Annotated in this window: 18 protein-coding genes; 11 read left to right on the top strand and 7 right to left on the bottom strand. The window is 48.2% G+C overall.

What is annotated here, in order from left to right; genetic code table 11:
• The first annotated feature begins 216 nt into the window (after positions 1-216).
• The 11 genes from AB4124_RS09370 (at position 217) to AB4124_RS09320 (ending at position 8,313) form a co-directional block, all read left to right on the top strand.
• Positions 217-831, top strand: coding sequence for an RNA polymerase sigma factor (locus tag AB4124_RS09370; protein ID WP_430113095.1), 615 nt, complete (start codon positions 217-219; stop codon positions 829-831).
• On the top strand, positions 795-1,817 hold the full coding sequence (locus tag AB4124_RS09365; RefSeq protein ID WP_441972553.1) for a DUF4367 domain-containing protein: 1,023 nt from the start codon (positions 795-797) through the stop codon (positions 1,815-1,817). Before AB4124_RS09370 ends, AB4124_RS09365 begins: the two co-directional genes overlap by 37 nt.
• Positions 1,818-1,961: 144 nt before the next feature.
• On the top strand, positions 1,962-2,651 hold the full coding sequence (locus AB4124_RS09360; protein WP_441972551.1) for an HAD family hydrolase: 690 nt from the start codon (positions 1,962-1,964) through the stop codon (positions 2,649-2,651).
• Positions 2,652-2,678: 27 nt separating this feature from the next.
• On the top strand, positions 2,679-3,335 hold the full coding sequence (locus tag AB4124_RS09355; protein WP_441972550.1) for an HAD family hydrolase: 657 nt from the start codon (positions 2,679-2,681) through the stop codon (positions 3,333-3,335).
• Positions 3,336-3,615: 280 nt separating this feature from the next.
• Positions 3,616-3,885, top strand: a complete 270-nt coding sequence (locus AB4124_RS09350) for a CD3324 family protein (RefSeq protein ID WP_071218363.1) — start codon at positions 3,616-3,618, stop codon at positions 3,883-3,885.
• Positions 3,886-4,029: 144 nt separating this feature from the next.
• Positions 4,030-5,064 (top strand): phosphotransferase enzyme family protein, encoded by a 1,035-nt coding sequence (locus AB4124_RS09345; RefSeq protein ID WP_441972548.1) that lies wholly within the window; start codon positions 4,030-4,032, stop codon positions 5,062-5,064.
• A gap of 28 nt (positions 5,065-5,092) precedes the next feature.
• A complete protein-coding gene (locus tag AB4124_RS09340) occupies positions 5,093-5,224 on the top strand; it encodes a hypothetical protein (RefSeq protein WP_441972546.1) in 132 nt (43 codons plus the stop codon).
• A gap of 132 nt (positions 5,225-5,356) precedes the next feature.
• Complete coding sequence (locus AB4124_RS09335; protein ID WP_441972544.1) at positions 5,357-6,037, top strand: RNA polymerase sigma factor; 681 nt, start codon at positions 5,357-5,359, stop codon at positions 6,035-6,037.
• Entirely contained in the window at positions 6,034-6,492 is a 459-nt protein-coding gene (locus tag AB4124_RS09330; protein ID WP_441972542.1) for a hypothetical protein, read from the top strand. The genes AB4124_RS09335 and AB4124_RS09330 overlap by 4 nt, the downstream gene beginning before the upstream one ends.
• Before the next feature lie 23 nt (positions 6,493-6,515).
• Complete coding sequence (locus AB4124_RS09325; protein ID WP_441972541.1) at positions 6,516-7,631, top strand: hypothetical protein; 1,116 nt, start codon at positions 6,516-6,518, stop codon at positions 7,629-7,631.
• Positions 7,612-8,313 carry a hypothetical protein gene (locus AB4124_RS09320; protein ID WP_441972539.1) on the top strand — a complete coding sequence of 234 codons (702 nt, stop codon included), beginning with the start codon at positions 7,612-7,614 and terminating at the stop codon, positions 8,311-8,313. The genes AB4124_RS09325 and AB4124_RS09320 overlap by 20 nt, the downstream gene beginning before the upstream one ends.
• Before the next feature lie 293 nt (positions 8,314-8,606).
• Here AB4124_RS09320 and AB4124_RS09315 read toward each other — a convergent pair whose 3' ends face one another.
• The 7 genes from AB4124_RS09315 to proB form a co-directional block, all read right to left on the bottom strand.
• Positions 8,607-8,900, bottom strand: a complete 294-nt coding sequence (locus AB4124_RS09315; RefSeq protein WP_339292998.1) for an SdpI family protein — start codon at positions 8,898-8,900, stop codon at positions 8,607-8,609.
• A 100-nt stretch (positions 8,901-9,000) separates the two neighbouring features.
• Positions 9,001-9,663 carry a methylthioribulose 1-phosphate dehydratase gene (locus AB4124_RS09310; RefSeq protein WP_441972537.1) on the bottom strand — a complete coding sequence of 221 codons (663 nt, stop codon included), beginning with the start codon at positions 9,661-9,663 and terminating at the stop codon, positions 9,001-9,003.
• Entirely contained in the window at positions 9,664-10,344 is a 681-nt protein-coding gene (locus AB4124_RS09305) for a 2-hydroxy-3-keto-5-methylthiopentenyl-1-phosphate phosphatase (RefSeq protein WP_441972535.1), read from the bottom strand.
• Complete coding sequence (locus AB4124_RS09300) at positions 10,341-11,555, bottom strand: 2,3-diketo-5-methylthiopentyl-1-phosphate enolase (protein ID WP_441972533.1); 1,215 nt, start codon at positions 11,553-11,555, stop codon at positions 10,341-10,343. Before AB4124_RS09300 ends, AB4124_RS09305 begins: the two co-directional genes overlap by 4 nt.
• Positions 11,552-12,421: a pyrroline-5-carboxylate reductase gene (gene proC / locus AB4124_RS09295; protein ID WP_441972531.1), complete on the bottom strand. Its 870-nt coding sequence runs from the start codon at positions 12,419-12,421 to the stop codon at positions 11,552-11,554. The genes AB4124_RS09300 and proC overlap by 4 nt, the downstream gene beginning before the upstream one ends.
• A 35-nt stretch (positions 12,422-12,456) precedes the next feature.
• On the bottom strand, positions 12,457-13,704 hold the full coding sequence (locus AB4124_RS09290; RefSeq protein WP_076321019.1) for a glutamate-5-semialdehyde dehydrogenase: 1,248 nt from the start codon (positions 13,702-13,704) through the stop codon (positions 12,457-12,459).
• 58 nt (positions 13,705-13,762) lie between these two features.
• Positions 13,763-14,866: a glutamate 5-kinase gene (gene proB / locus AB4124_RS09285; RefSeq protein ID WP_441972529.1), complete on the bottom strand. Its 1,104-nt coding sequence runs from the start codon at positions 14,864-14,866 to the stop codon at positions 13,763-13,765.
• Between the last annotated feature and the right edge of the window lie 364 nt (positions 14,867-15,230).

Here is a 15,230-nt window from a genome sequence, read left to right as displayed (position 1 = left end):
AAGCATAGGCTCCACTTTGTGGGGCTATTTTATGTGCAATATTCTGCATTCCCTTTCCAAGCCATCTGGTTCATGATGGAAGGTGCATTAGAAGCAGCTATTCAAAAATAACTACAATCCGTATTTAAAAAAGATGTCCCTTTATTCCGCTGCCATGTGTTAAAGCTTATGAAGGCACCTGAACAATGGATTGCTGATGAAAGGGGGAATAACGGAGTGAGCTTTCAACCAATGAATTCAGGGGCTAAAGACTTGCGCCTAGAAGAATCCATAGAACAAGTTTTAAACGGGGATCGGCAAGCCTTTGTACATATCGTCGAGGCGTATCAACAGCAGATTTTCATGTATTGCTGGAGACTATTGAACCAGCGGCAGGATGCGGAGGATGCCGTGCAGGAGATTATGGTCAAGGCTTATCAGAAGCTGGAGACATATGAGCCAAAGACCTCCTTTTCTTCATGGTTATACAAGATTGCTTATCACCATTGTCTAAATATGCTGCGAAGGAAACGATTCTTCTATAGCATTGCACCTTTGTTGAGAGAGGATAAGGAGCAAGCGGCAAGCGCAGAGCAGGAGGCCCAAAAATATATCATTGGCGAGTCCATGGAGCGTGCTCTTCGTAGGCTGTCCCCGGAGGAGCGGAACCTGCTTATTCTGCGGGTTTTTGAGGAAAAAAGCTTTGCGGAAATCGGATTAATTCTCGATAAAACCAAGGATTCGGTCAAAAAACGCTACAGCCGCCTGATACAAAAAATAAAAAAGTGGATGGTTGACAGAGAGGGGGATCTACAGTGGAGGTTAAACGAAATGACGTGGAAGAAAAGCTGATAGAGCAGGACCCAAAGAGCCATTATATCATTGATGTCAGGGATGCAGTCATGGAACGGATTGCTTGCCTACCCGCAAAGAAACCTCAGCCCAACATGTTAAGAAGACCACTCGTGATGGCAGCGTCGCTGCTGCTAGTGACTTCGCTGTCGGTGACAGTTTACGCCGCAACCGAACTGATACAGATTCGCAGCGAAGACGGAAAAGTGGTGCTGGAGACCAAACCTAAGCCTGAAGTGTCCAAGGAATTACAAGAAAAGCAGGATCGATTGCATTCCCTCGATACCGCTTCCAGAAGTTTAGCCTGGCGCTCGGCTTTGCCGGGCCAAGCCATCGCCTATTATATACATAACCAAGAGATGAATGACTTGAAGAAAGAGTTATACGGAAAGGATACATTGCTCGAATTTGAAGCGGGTTCCATTTCTCTTGGAGCGCTCGGTGTGTTTCAAGAGGAAGCCAAGAAACGCGGGATGCCTAATATGAAGGTTCCTTCCCGGCTATTAAATGAGTATTCATTTAATGAAGGTTACCTATCCTTTAACCTTGATCTTTCCGATTTGTTTCATGAGGGAGAGCCAACGAAAGCTTATTATGATATTCAAAATGAGCTGATTAGACAGGCAGAAGCTTCAACTACGAGTAAAAAGGTATTTATTAAGGAGATTAAACCACCAAGCGTGAGTAGCGTTTCGCTAATTTACGTAAAAGGCAGTGATATGGAGACCTCGATTGGCGTAATCGCAGCCAAACGTAGCAGAATGAACCCCAAACAGGAAATCCATTTTACCGAAGCGGATCATGTTGAAAAAGTGCTCGTGAAGGGCCACGAGATGATTTACGTTAAATATGCGGACGCTTATTTTAATCAGGGCCTGGCTTGGGTGGATGAGCAGCATGACCTTTATTATCATATATCGTTAAATAATAAAGTTGCTCTTAAGAAAGAGGAAGTTCTTGAAATTGCAGAGAGTTTTATTAATTAATATCGATCCCACAGAGTCTGTTTTTTGGCTCTGGGGATGGTTGGTTGGCAGGTATGTGCAGCCACGAGCTGTCAATGGCAGGAGAATATCCCCACGTTAGCGAATTCAATTATTTACAGCCGATGGACGTGAGGGGAGAGAAAAATGAGATATAAAGCGATTATTTTTGATCTGGACAACACACTGCTGGATTACAACCAAAGTGAGCAGAAATGCATGCAGCAGGCCCTGGAGCACTACCGGCTGCATGAGGAACTGACGTGGGAGGAATTTTGGAGCACGTTTGGACCGATTAATTTTAATTATTGGATGAACCGAATTCAGAACAATCACGATATCAGGCAGGTGCTGGAGCATTCCTTCACGGACACATTCCTGAGGTTGAAGAGGGAATTTCGTCAGTTCCGGGAGATCTCAGAAACCTACTGGGGGTTGTTTTGCAGTTCCAACCATATGGAGCCGAATGCCGATCTTATTTTAGAACACCTGCATGGCGATGTTACGCTAGGGGTGATATCTAACGGCATTGGCGAAGCACAGCGTAAACGCCTGACAACAGGAGGATTGTTTCATTATTTTGACTCCTTTATCATTTCGGATGAGGTGAAGTGCTGGAAGCCGGACCCGCGGATCTTTGAACTCGCTTTGCAGGAATTGGAAGTGGGTCCAGACGAAGTGCTGTACATAGGGGATTCGCTTACGGATGATTATGAAGGAGCAACGAGAGCCGGAATTGATTTTTGTTATTATAATCGCCAGGGGGCCGTTTTAAGTGATCATCATCGACCTGCTTATACGATCAGGGATCTCCTGGAAATCAAGGATCTGGCTTAGGAATCATGTTTGAAGGAGAATGATCGAATGAGATACAATCATATTCTATTTGATTTGGATGGCACTTTGACGGATCCGCGTGAAGGCATTACGAAAGCCGTGAAGTACGCACTCGGTAAACATGGGATTAATGTAAGTGATCTTTCCGAGCTGGAATGTTTTATCGGTCCCCCGCTCCAGGCGTCCTTCATAGAGAAATATCATTTTAGTGAAGCCAAGGCATGGGAAGCCGTTCTTAGCTACCGTGGATATTACAAGGACACCGGCCTTTATGAGAATGAGGTGTATGGCGGCATACGCGAATTATTGGATTTGCTGTTATCCCAAGGGCGCCGCTTGTATGTCGCTACCTCCAAACCTACGGATTTTGCCGAAACGGTTCTAGAGCATTTTCAGCTATCCGCTTATTTTTCCATGGTGTGTGGAAGCGAGCTGGACGGCACCCGGTCCGCCAAGACCGAAATCATTCAACATGTTCTGGATACGTGCCGTATTCAGACGCCTGGAGCCGTTATGATTGGAGACCGGAAGCATGATCTGATTGGAGCCCGGAACTGCGGGATACACAGCATCGCTGCAGGCTATGGTTATGGTTCCGAGGAAGAGCTGGCGGCATGCCAGCCAACCTATTGCTTCGACACCGTGGAGGAGATGTTTCGGTCGTTTGCCAGCTTGGCGGTTTGAAATCGGCTTGTAGATGAGACAGATCACTTCGATTTTTCGCGTAACATCGGTTATAATGGTCATAACCAGTCGGAATGTCATTATTTTGAAGGGAGGGCCTGAATATGATGGGAAGATTGACAATGAGCTCTATGCAAAGTCTATTTGATGAACAACGGCGGTTGTTTGCATGGAGCGATGAGAAAGTTACCGCCTGATTACCTCGTGTAGAGAGGCCGTTTATCTAAATGGACTTTGCATCCTTAAAACCTTTATTTTAATTTTAAGGAGCAGAGCTACCATGAAATATATAAACGCGGATATTATACTTCCAGAGGAACTGTTGAAGGAAGTACAGAAATATGTACAGGGCGGGATGGTGTACATCCCTAAACCTGAAGGATTGCGCAAGAAATGGGGAGAAAACTCGGGCAGCCGGGTGTATTTGAAGAAAAGAAACCTGGAAATCCGGCAGTTGTTTGCGTCGGGCGCTACGATTGATCAGCTTTCTTCTCAATTTTGTTTATCCTGCGATTCCATCAAGAAAATCGTATATACCAAAAACAAGTAATACAAAGTCACATTGGAACGATTCTGATGTGGCTTTTTCTTATGTATAAAAGTCATTTTAAATCAATCCTTATATAGGAAGGGCAGATGCTGGGGAATTATAATCATTGGAAGAACGTTCAAACGATAGAGCAGAGGTGAGTTCATGAATGATTTTTTTCAACTTGCAACAGAAGAACAACGGTGTGCGCTGCTCGCTAGGGCCAAGAGGGTTGCGGTATCGGCACTTCAGCAGTATAACCTGAGATGGGTTGAGATTGAGTTTATCGGTATTTCGGACACGATTACATATCAAGTTAGGACCAACTTAAATGAAACATACTTATTGAGAATTCATTCGGATCGACGGTCCAGTAATGAAATAGACCTGGAGCTTCAATTCCTGGATGCCCTTATTACCGCAGGTATCAAAGTGCCGTCAGGTATAACCACTCCAAATGGATTAAGAATGTTGAAAATCGGTACGGAGCATGGATTCAGATCTCCTTATGTCACCGTGATGAAGTGGGTGGATGGTCTGCATGCCCATGAAAGACTTACAGAAGATCAAGCATATCAGGTAGGTGTCTTGATAGCCAGACTACATGAAGTGGCACTTGGCTTCGAAAGTTCATCTGATTTCCGGAGACCCATATGGGGGATGAACAGCTATAGAGAAGCACTCGCCAAGTTGGAGCGATATGCAGGAACTTTTTTGTCAGAAGTCTCATGGTCACTGTATCAACTCGCAGCTGAAAAGGTTTTATCCCAGCTTGATCAGATGAAGACTGATGATTGCAATTATGGACTCATTCATGCCGATTTACATCTGGGGAATGTGGTGTTTGAAGGTGGCCTTCCTCACCCGATTGATTTCGGTAGGTGTGGCTACGGTTTTTTTCTTTACGATCTGGCAGCGGTCATGTTGTCACTTGTTCCGAACCAACGATTTAAAGTGCTGCAAGGATATGAAAGCGTGCGGAAATTGGGCTCGGATTATATTCAGTCTCTGGAGTGCTTTTTCATCATGATTATGATGGAGAACTACAGCCACCATGCCTCCAATCCAAGAGAAACAGAAAGTCTGAAGAGTGAGCAAATCTATGCGCTAGCCTATATCCGTGAATATTTGAGCGGGCGTTCGTTTCTGCTAAATGTGGTGGAGCCATTAGAAATAGATGAGGTGCAAATCTCTAGTTGATCCGGTCATTATAGAAGGGTATCATAATATGAGTTACAGAATGGGCGAGAAAAGCTTGCAAGTAACGAATCGCCCAGGTGGATTTATCACCTGCTTGATCATCATGATCGCCACCATCGTATGGGTTCAATGGACTTCATTCCATCTATCTATGGCGTGACTATTCGTTCGAAAGGTCTAGTTCCCGTGATGGTTATGCATTTTGTGATGAATGTTCTATTTGTTCTTAGCGGCATGATCCTGTCACTTTCCAAAGGGCGTCGATAGACGTTCTTTTTTTGTTTTCGCCGGTATGGGCAGACTATGGGACAGGCTGTATTGGTCTTTTTTTTTATATTATCCAAAATTTTTTTTCGAAAAAAGTGCAGGGGCAGCTTTCAAAGCTGACGTCTATGTATTTGGGAAGGAGGGGAGAGTTATTGATGCTGAAACGTTAATCACGCGCATCCTGCAAGGGGATCAAGAAGCCTTTCGGGAACTGGTGAACCATTACAGCCAGCACGTGTTCCATACGGCATACTCGGTCCTGCGGGATGCCAAGGAAGCGGAAGATGCGTCGCAGGAAGTGTTTATTCAAGTATACAAAGCTCTCCCCCAGTACCGATCTGAAGGGTTTAAAACCTGGATTACACGCATCACGCTAAATAAAGCGATTGATATGAAGAGGAAGCTTTCCCGTAAACCGCCGGAGCAGCTGCACGGCGAACATGATGAAGTGCTGGATAAACTCCCTTCCCGGGACGAAGACGTGGTTTCTCTGCTCGTACAGAAGGAGAGAAGAGAGGAACTTCGAGAGAAAATTAAACAATTGCCGGACAATCACCGCGCCATTATAACGGCTTTTTATTTGGAAGAGAAAAACTACGAACAAATCGCAGCCGAGATGGATGTCACGGTCAAGACGGTGGAATCGAAATTATACCGGGCCAGACAATGGATTCGGAAATCGTGGAAGGAGGAGGAATGGAAATGAACGTAAAGGGTAACGAGCTTAAGATGCTGACGGAACGATATGTTAGAGGAGAAGGCTCGGCAGAAGAACGGTCTTCTTATGAAGAGCTCATGTTATTGGATGACAGCGTGCTGGAGATCTATATGCAGGTACTGGCGGAGCTTGATTCCGAACTCCCTAGCCTCTCAGACGCGGAAGCATTTACCCAGCAGGTGCTGGAACACGAACAAATTAAGCCTTACACCCATAAAGCACCGCTGCGGATTCAGGAACGTCCAAAGCGATGGTACGAACGCGCGATCGTTCACTACACCATTGCCGCTTCCATTACCATGCTGTTCCTCTTCACCGGGGCATTTGACCGACTTCTTCCCGGCGATATGAACAGTGAGGTTCCATTATCCGAAACACCTTCTTACAGTAAACAATGGGTGGAAAAAACAACAGGCTGGCTTGACCAGCTATTATCCCGATAAGAAAAATGAAAGGAAGATGCCTTGTGCAACCGCAAAAAAGTAAAGGGTTTGCCTTTATATTAAATGTCCTTCCGGGCCTCGGCCATTATTATTGGGGGAGAAAGGGACGTGCCCTGCTATATCCGTTCTTGTTCTTCGGTAGCTTGTTTGGCGGATTTGTGCTCGGGATCATGACGGCTTCCGATGCGGCTTTTGTGCTCGGAATTCTCGGAGCATTAATGATCTGGGGGATTAGCATGCTCGACCTGCTAATTGCCTTAATCCGATATACGCCTGTAACGATTATACACGATGAATATGGACGGCCGATGGAGATTCGCCAGGAAAAGAGTGATGAGTCTGAACGCTTTTATACCATACTGCTGTCCTTCATTCCCGGTTTGGGGCATTTTCAACTGGGATTGATGCAGCGCGGGTTGTCGTTCCTGATCGCATTCTTCGGACTTGGGACGATTCTGCTGTTCTTGACGGGCTTGACTCACGAATCGGTATTCCTGCTGTTCCTGGGCATGCTGCCCATCATTTGGCTCTATTGTATGTTTGATGTGGTTCAGCTGGTTCACCGCAAGCAAGCTGGAGAATTACTTTTCGATCGCACGCTGTTTGATGAGCTCGAGAGCGGCAGGGAGAGCGGACGGCGGAGTAAAGTGTTTGCCACCTTGTTATCGGCCTTCCCCGGAGCGGGTCAAATGTATTTGGGATTGCAAAAACGCGGACTGCAGCTCATGGTCCTATTTCTTGGCAGCATCTATGTGCTGGATGTACTCAAGCTGTCGCTGTTTCTGTTCTTGATTCCGCTGATCTGGTTTTATGCATTCTTTGACGGTCTGCAGCAAGTAAGCCGTTACGGCAGGGAGCCGCTGCGTGATCGACCGATCATCTCAGGCCTTGGGAATCAGCAGCGCTGGCTCGGGCTTGGACTGCTCGTACTTGGTATCTATTTCGTATTTACCAGCGTGGTGTTGCCTTATATCGATACACATTTCCCTCATTTGCAGCTGGATTACCGTATTCGTTCCTATTTGAAGACCGCGATTATCGCCGTACTTCTCATCGGAGGTGGAATCAAGCTGATGACTGGCTCGAAAAAGGATGCATTGAGAGGAGGGCGTTCATATTATGATACCGACAACGAATGATATGTCCATTTATGATCTGGGAAGCCCTCCATCGAAGCCTGCACGACAATGGAGAGTGGGTACACTCTCGATGGGACTCTCCTTGCTCGTGCTTGGCTTGCTTGTCTTGTCCTCCGCCTGGAAAGGGGTAGAGGTGTACAGCTCCGCCGCAAGATGGTGGCCGATCGTATTTGTTCTGTTAGGTGCCGAGATCGTCAGCTACTCGCTGATTTTTCGGAGACGCGGTTGGGTCAAGTATGATATATTCAGCATTCTTTTCATCGGTTTTCTGGCTTTCTGCTGTATCAGCATGGGAGCGCTGAGTGCGACGGGTTTACTGGATCAGATTCGCCGTGAGACGATGTCCGTGCAGCAAACGATTCCGTTACCGGATCAGAAGATAACAATCCCGGACGGGGTTAAAAAAGTCATTGTTCAGGGCAGTTACAACCACAATATCCAACAAGATGCTTCGAGTTCGAAGGAGATGCTGATTTTTGGCAGCCTGCGGACGGAAGATATCAAAATGTGGAGTACGACCGAGTTGCCGTCGATGATTCAGATTAAACAGTCGGGAAACATTCTATATGTCCAGCTGAATGATCCCCCGCGCTATACTTTTCGGGGATCCTTCTCACAACTTGATGTGACGCTATCCGTGCCTTCTGCAGTCAAAGTGATCATTAGAGATCGCAGCAGTTAGGCGAAGCTGCCTGCTGTACATATGCGGTGTTAATTACATCCATAGGATCAAGAGGATCAAGTGGATCCGATCTAATCAAAATGGATATGAACGAGATATGGAGGGAGATATCGTGGCCAAGAATCTGTATTACCTGTTGTACATTACTCTATTTGTTGTGACATGTTTGTTTATCTTCAATGTTTATTCATCACCGGATCAGGTACCTGCGCCTTCGATCTCTTTAAAGGAGCATCAGCAGAATCGGCTATAATCCATATAAAGAAAAAACCTGTAAACGATTTGGAATCGTTTTACAGGTTTTTTAGTTTTCGTTCAACGAGTATGTATATTAGGATAAAGACGATCACGGTCGCAATACCGGTGGTCATGAAATGGCCGGTAAGCCTGGCAATCAGCAGCAGGATGACCCCAAAGATCATCAGCAGCAAACTGACATAGGCATTGGCAACTTTAAAGTTTCGTTCATTTTTGAGAGATGACGTAGTTTTATAAGCATAAACGCTCTTGGAACTTTTAGGCGGAAGCAAAAAGAGGACCAAACCATACAAAATAAATACGATGCCAATGGCTAAACTTTCGAGCATCCCTATACACTCCTAACGGAAAGATAACGCCGGATGCACACTGAAGACGTTGGATCACGGTGCATCCGGCTGATCAAGCTCTGTATCTGCAAATATGGATTTAATTCACCTTGGAACCGGCTGCATTCAAGAGCAGACGACGGTAGGAGTATTCGAATATAAACTCAAAAGCCTCCAGATGTTTCTTTGCTTCGAACGCGTTTTTGCCCCAGGCATAGATGCCGTGGTTGCGCAGCAAAATGCCGGGTACCGCCGGATCAAGCGCATCCGGAACGAGTTCCGCAATCCGCGGAATGTCTGCATAGTTCGGCAGGATCGGAATGCGAATCGCCGCGTCCTCATCCCAAATGTTAAAGGCCTTGATCAGCTCGATTCCTTGGGTAGGGACATAACCTTGTTCACCATACCAGTCGCTGATCAGATTGTTATCGATGGTATGCACATGGAAAATGGCGCCGCAGCCGGTTTTGCGATAAATTTCGCAGTGAATCAAAGTTTCCGCACTAGGCTTTAAACCGGTTGCTTCACAAGGTACGCCGTTCTGATCCACAAAAAGATAATCTTCGGGCGTATGTACCGACTTGTCTTTACCACTGGCTGTCACCGCAAAATAAAACTGCTCTGGGTTGAACTCGCCAACACGGACAGATAGATTACCGCTGGTACCCGGGAACCAGTTTCTAGAAGCAAACAGTTCCTTGATTCCTCTGAGATCCCGCAGGGCAGCCTGTTTCTGTTCAAGCTGGATATCTGAAAATGCCACTTACAGCACCTCCTGTTTAAACTTGTCTCTCATGTCGTTCTGAATATCGGTAAATGTCTCGAAGGGTACATGATGAACGCCAAGCTTCTTGCACTGCTCAGTGAGCGAGGAACGGGAATAAACCAGATCCGCCTGTTTGGCGCCTTCGAAGTCGGTAAGGCTGTCCCCGATCAGAATCCGGTAATACCGATCGGCCGGAAAACGGCCCATCACCGTAACCTTGCACATGCCGCAGTCGTTCTGGCAGAATTCCTTGCAAGGATGAGGCCAAGTTATCTCGATGTGATCACCTTCGAAATTGGAGCCGTTGCAGAAGATATGGTCTGCAGGAATGCCAAAGGGCTTCAACAGAGGATCGACAAAAAAATCGATGCCGCCGCTTGTAACGTAAAATTCAATCTGTTCGGATTTTAAATAATCCAGGAATGCACTGAAGCCTTCCCGAATCCCTGCATGGCTTAGAACATAATCGGTAATTTCTTCTCTCATGGAGGAAGGGAAGAGGGCGAACATGCGGCCTACGCCTTCCCGAATAGAAATAGTGCGGTCAAGTGTATCCTGCATGATCGACTCAAAGCCTTCTGGCTTGAAGTGCTTCATGATGGCGACAATATTATCGTTGTTCGTGATGGTTCCGTCGAAATCGCAAAAAATGATCGGCTGTTTCTCTCCAGATGTCATACTTCTCCTCCCCAGATGTCCAGTGCGGCTTTCAACTCTTCGTGTTCTTCGGCAAAGTGAGCGAGCGGCACGGATTTCATCGTTGCCTCAATCGCTTGTACAAAGGCTTTGCCGCCAGCTTCGGTTCCCATCGGATGCCCGTGGATTCCACCGCCTGCGTTAACGACCACATCGGTGCCGAAGTCCCGGATGATGCGTGGAACGAGTCCCGGATGAATTCCTGCGGATGGTACCGGCATGCTTCGTTTCACGCCAAGTTTAGCGCTATGCAGCTCGTCGCGTATGGCCAGATTCTCTTCTCTTGGCATCGTTACAGATCCGTAAGGAGAAGGGAAGAGCACCAGATCCGCGCCGGCAATCCGCATCAGCTGGCCGAGCAGCACCGGGGCCGTTATTCCATAGTATGGAGAAGGATAAATGGCGCCGGCAAGTGCAGGATGAGCCGCGATAGGCACGATGATATCCGGATCGCTGCTTAGCTCATGCAAAACGTCATACCCATAGGACAGCACGTTAAAGAGCAGGGCGTTAGCGCCAGCATCAATAGCGCGCAGCGCTTGCTCACGCAGCTGTGACGTCCGGCCGGTTAGATTGGCTGCATAGAGCAGCTTTTTGCCTGTTTGTTGTTCAACGTCAGCAGACGCCTGGATGCACATGCTTACCCGTTTTTCAATCGGGGTGAGGTCGTTCTCGAACAGGATTTCATCATCTTTGATGAGATCCACGCCACCAAGCGCCTGACGGATAAATTGGGCTCTAAGCTCGTCCGCATTCAGTCCGATCACCGATTTGAAAATGCTCATGAGCAGCGGACGGTCATGGACGCCAAGAAGATCGCGAATACCGTCGATGCCATACTTCGGTCCGGGAAACGCACTCAGGAAGTCGGGAGACAAGTCCAGAGATGTTAGTTTAATGCGTCCGTCCATGGAAATTTTGCCGAATACCGTCACCAGTAGGGCAGGAATATCCCGGCTGAAATTAATATCCGGATAAGCAATGCTGACATCCGCATAACGACTGCCTGGCTCCCAGCCCTCGTGTACCTGAATGTCAACAACTTCGCCAAGATGCTTCTGCATCGCTTCACGCTTGGCTTGCGGCAGCTCGGTCCAGCTGCCAACCGTCATGCCAACGGCGATGGAAGTTGCTTTCTTACGAAAATCCGCCTGGTCGTCATAGATTCGGTACGTTGCGATACAGCGGCTCATGAGATCTGCTCCTTCAGCATGGCGCCCATTTCTTTGGAGCGCTCAGCGCAGCGGTTTACGGCGGCAATGACGGTTTCGAAGAAATCGCCTTTGTCGAGCGTTTCGAGGGCCGCTTGTGTTGAACCGTTCGGCGATGTGATTTTCGCGCGAAGCGATGAAGGCTGTTCTCCGGTCTGCTGCACCATCCGGGCCGCGCCCAGAATGGTTTGGAGCGTCAACTCGCGACTTTGCTCCTGCGTCAGGCCGCCGCGAATCCCCGCGGCAGTCATGGCTTCCATCATGTAATAGAAGTAAGCCGGTCCACTGCCGGATATACCGGTCAGGATATCCATCTTCTCTTCTTCAATGACCGTTACATTACCAACAGCTTCGAACAAAGTCATGACCAGTTGGCGCTGTTCTTCGCTGATTTCCTTCGAGAACGCGATTCCTGTGGAACCAAGTCCGATAGAGGCAGAGGTATTCGGCATTGTGCGTGCAATGGGTTGATGGTTTCCAAGCAGCGTCTGTGTCGTATAAATCGATAATCCGGCGATTACGGAGATGATTAATTGATCGCTTGAGAGCTTCGGTCCCAGTTCTTTCAGCACTTTAGCAGCATCCTTCGGTTTCATGGCAAGCACGATCACCGGCGAAGTTTTTAGTATTTCGATTTTAGCGGCATCGTCATTGTTGATCTGAACGCCGTACCGCTCACTCAGTTCCTGAAGGCGCTGAACATTGCTTCGGTTGAGCATCGTAATATTCTCCGGAAGCACGACAGAACGGCTCACTAATCCTCGTACGATCGCTTCGGCCATCGAGCCGGCGCCGTAGAAGGTAATTGCTTTATCTATTAAAGGTCGGTTCTGCGGGGATTGGCACATCGTTATTTCCTCCTTCATGGCTTTAGATGAATGATTTATTCGCGTATTTGACCACTACCGATAATAACATATTTGGAGGAAGTAAGCGCGGGTAACCCCATAGGTCCCCGGGCATGCAGCTTCTGGGTACTGATCCCGATTTCGGCGCCGAAGCCAAATTCAAAGCCATCGGTGAAGCGGGTCGATGCGTTATGATAGACAGCGGCTGCGTCTACTTCCTGCAAGAAGCGCTGCGCATGATCCTTATTCTCCGTAACGATACATTCCGAATGCTTGGTGCCATAAATCGAAATATGCTCAATGGCCTCATCCAGGTGATCCACAATTTTAAGGTTCAAAATATAGTCGTTATACTCGGTAGCGTAATCATCAGACGTGGCTTTTGCAGCCCACGGAACGTAATCCAGGGTACGCTGGCATCCGCGCAGCTCGACATTACGCTCACGGAATGCTTCGGCCAGCGCAGTCAAATGCGATTTGGCATAATCCGCATGGACGAGCAGGGTTTCCATGGAATTGCAGACCGAAGGGCGCTGCACCTTGGCATTGATACTGATGGCGGCCGCCATGTCCGGGGCTGCCGAAACATCCAGATAGGTATGGCATATCCCGGCTCCGGTTTCGATGACTGGTACCGTGGCGTTCATCACAACATTCTGGATCAGCGAGCTGCCACCGCGCGGGATGATGACATCCAGCAGTCCGTTGAGCTTCAGCATTTCATCCACGGAGGAACGGTTCGGATCCTCGATAAGCTGCAGCGCATCTTTAGGCAGTGTGGTGCGTTCCATAGCTTCGTGAAGCACCTCGATGATTTTGCGGTTGGAGGAGAGGGCGGATGAACCACCGCGCAGCACGACCGCATTGCCCGTCTTCAAGCATAGCCCGGCTGCATCAACGGTCACGTTGGGACGTGCTTCATAAATGATGCCAATCACGCCAAGGGGAACGCGCTTCTTGACGATGTTCAGACCGTTCGGGCGGTCGATCGTTTCCAGGGTGTCGCCGATCGGGTCCGGCAGCTTAACGATTTGGCGCAATCCTTCGGCAATGTCCTCGATTCGAGCTTCATTCAGTGCCAGCCGGTCCAGCAGGGAGGCAGAGGTGCCGAGCTCTTTCCCACGGCGAAGATCCTCCGCGTTCGCTTCCATGATATCTGCTGTCCGCTGGATCAGGGCGTCTGCCATGATCAGCAAAGCCTGGTTTTTCTCCTCCGTGCTCAGTCTGCCAAGACGAAATGCTGCCTGTTTGGCGAGTTGGGCTTTGTTGCGTACCTCACTCATAATAAATCCTCCTTATTTGAGTTATCAGTAAATATCTAATTGGTTTATGGCAATCCGGTTATTTTAACGTGATCCATTCGTCGCGGTGAATGACCTCAAGTCGATGGATTTCCCCGATGATGCCGATCACTTTACTGCTTGGCATTCCGAGCACGGCCTCCAGCTGGTCCTCATCGTAATTGACGATCCCTCTGCCGAGCGTTTCGTTGTTCATATTAACGACTTCTACCACGTCCCCTGCATGGAAGCTGCCTTCGATCCGTTTAATGCCAACGGGAAGGAGGCTGTGACCTCCATGAATCAGCGCTTTCTCGGCGCCCGGATCAACAACGATCCGGCCTAACGGCGAGGACATAAAGCCGAGCCATTGCTTTTTCATCGGCAGGGAGGATAGGTGGGTGGCAAAATAAGTTCCTTTGCCTGCATGCTTAAACGCCTTAAGCAAATCCCCGGTCTCGTTGGCTTTTCCGATGAAGACGGGGACACCGCCGCGGGTGGCGATTTTGGCAGCATCGATTTTTGATCGCATGCCGCCTGTACCTACGCTGGAGCCAGCGCCTCCTGCCATGCTGTAAATCTCACCCGTGATTTCATCAATTTCCTCATATTTTGTTGCATTCGGCGACTTGCGTGGATCAGCCGTGTACAAACCGTCCATATCGGTCAGGATGATTAATTGCTGGGCGCGGACCAAGTTCGCTACCAGCGCGGATAACGTATCGTTATCGCCAAATTTCAGTTCGTCAATCGAAACGGTATCATTCTCATTAATAATCGGAATAACGCCTTGCTTCAGAAGCTCCGTAATCGTCATGTTGGCATTGTTCATGCGTTTGCGGTTCGCGAAGTCCGTTCTCGTTAACAGAATTTGCGCGGCCTTCAATTGATGGGAGGCCAGCGCATTCTGGTATGCACGCATCAGCAGCGCTTGGCCCAATGCGGCGGATGCTTGCTTCTCATGTAGTAGCTTGGGTCTACTCTCGTAGCCGATCTCCCGAAAGCCTGCTGCGACGGCGCCGGATGTTACGAGCAGAACCTCATGACCAGCCTTGCGGAGCGCGGCAAGTTCTCCGGCAAAGAAGGCGACAGAATCAAGATTAAGTCCGCCTTCATCTGTCGTCAGGGAGCTGCTTCCAATTTTTACGACGATGCGGGATAGCATCGTGATCACTTCCTTGTATATATGATTAGTTGGTATAGCTGTAACGAATCCATTTCCTGAAAATAAAAAAACTTTCGTCCTGTATGAAAAAGGACGAAAGTTTAACTTCCGCGGTACCACCTTTGTTGATGAGCGCAGCTCATCCGGCTTTAACCCTGTAACAGAAGGCACTGTCCTGGCAAGCCAGGCCGCTCGGGGGTAGGATTCGGAAAGGGGGTCACGGCAAATTCTTTCAGCCCATGGAATTCGCTCTCTGGTCATCGTGTCCTATGCTTTCGTACTGGTCCCGTCTTTGCGTTTTTGAAAACTGCATTCAATTGTTACTGCAAGAATAGCACATCGTTTTTGTTTTTTCAAAAGGAAT

Origin of the sequence: Paenibacillus sp. 2KB_20 (assembly GCF_052115765.1) — a bacterium.
Classification (GTDB): domain Bacteria; phylum Bacillota; class Bacilli; order Paenibacillales; family Paenibacillaceae; genus Paenibacillus_AQ.
The sequence above is the reverse complement of the archived record's forward strand: the minus strand, read 5'-3'. Positions and strand labels throughout refer to the sequence as shown.

What these genes read in the sequence shown, in the direction of transcription:
- AB4124_RS09330 (WP_441972542.1), top strand. Translation starts at nt 6,034, where the DNA reads ATGAACGTAAAGGGTAACGAGCTTAAGATGCTGACGGAACGATATGTT.
- AB4124_RS09335 (WP_441972544.1), top strand. Translation starts at nt 5,357, where the DNA reads ATGGGCAGACTATGGGACAGGCTGTATTGGTCTTTTTTTTTATATTAT.
- AB4124_RS09360 (WP_441972551.1), top strand. Translation starts at nt 1,962, where the DNA reads ATGAGATATAAAGCGATTATTTTTGATCTGGACAACACACTGCTGGAT.
- AB4124_RS09340 (WP_441972546.1), top strand. Translation starts at nt 5,093, where the DNA reads ATGAGTTACAGAATGGGCGAGAAAAGCTTGCAAGTAACGAATCGCCCA.
- AB4124_RS09350 (WP_071218363.1), top strand. Translation starts at nt 3,616, where the DNA reads ATGAAATATATAAACGCGGATATTATACTTCCAGAGGAACTGTTGAAG.
- AB4124_RS09315 (WP_339292998.1), bottom strand. Translation starts at nt 8,900, where the DNA reads ATGCTCGAAAGTTTAGCCATTGGCATCGTATTTATTTTGTATGGTTTG.
- AB4124_RS09305 (WP_441972535.1), bottom strand. Translation starts at nt 10,344, where the DNA reads ATGACATCTGGAGAGAAACAGCCGATCATTTTTTGCGATTTCGACGGA.
- AB4124_RS09355 (WP_441972550.1), top strand. Translation starts at nt 2,679, where the DNA reads ATGAGATACAATCATATTCTATTTGATTTGGATGGCACTTTGACGGAT.
- proB (WP_441972529.1), bottom strand. Translation starts at nt 14,866, where the DNA reads ATGCTATCCCGCATCGTCGTAAAAATTGGAAGCAGCTCCCTGACGACA.
- AB4124_RS09300 (WP_441972533.1), bottom strand. Translation starts at nt 11,555, where the DNA reads ATGAGCCGCTGTATCGCAACGTACCGAATCTATGACGACCAGGCGGAT.
- AB4124_RS09290 (WP_076321019.1), bottom strand. Translation starts at nt 13,704, where the DNA reads ATGAGTGAGGTACGCAACAAAGCCCAACTCGCCAAACAGGCAGCATTT.
- AB4124_RS09345 (WP_441972548.1), top strand. Translation starts at nt 4,030, where the DNA reads ATGAATGATTTTTTTCAACTTGCAACAGAAGAACAACGGTGTGCGCTG.
- AB4124_RS09320 (WP_441972539.1), top strand. Translation starts at nt 7,612, where the DNA reads ATGATACCGACAACGAATGATATGTCCATTTATGATCTGGGAAGCCCT.
- proC (WP_441972531.1), bottom strand. Translation starts at nt 12,421, where the DNA reads ATGTGCCAATCCCCGCAGAACCGACCTTTAATAGATAAAGCAATTACC.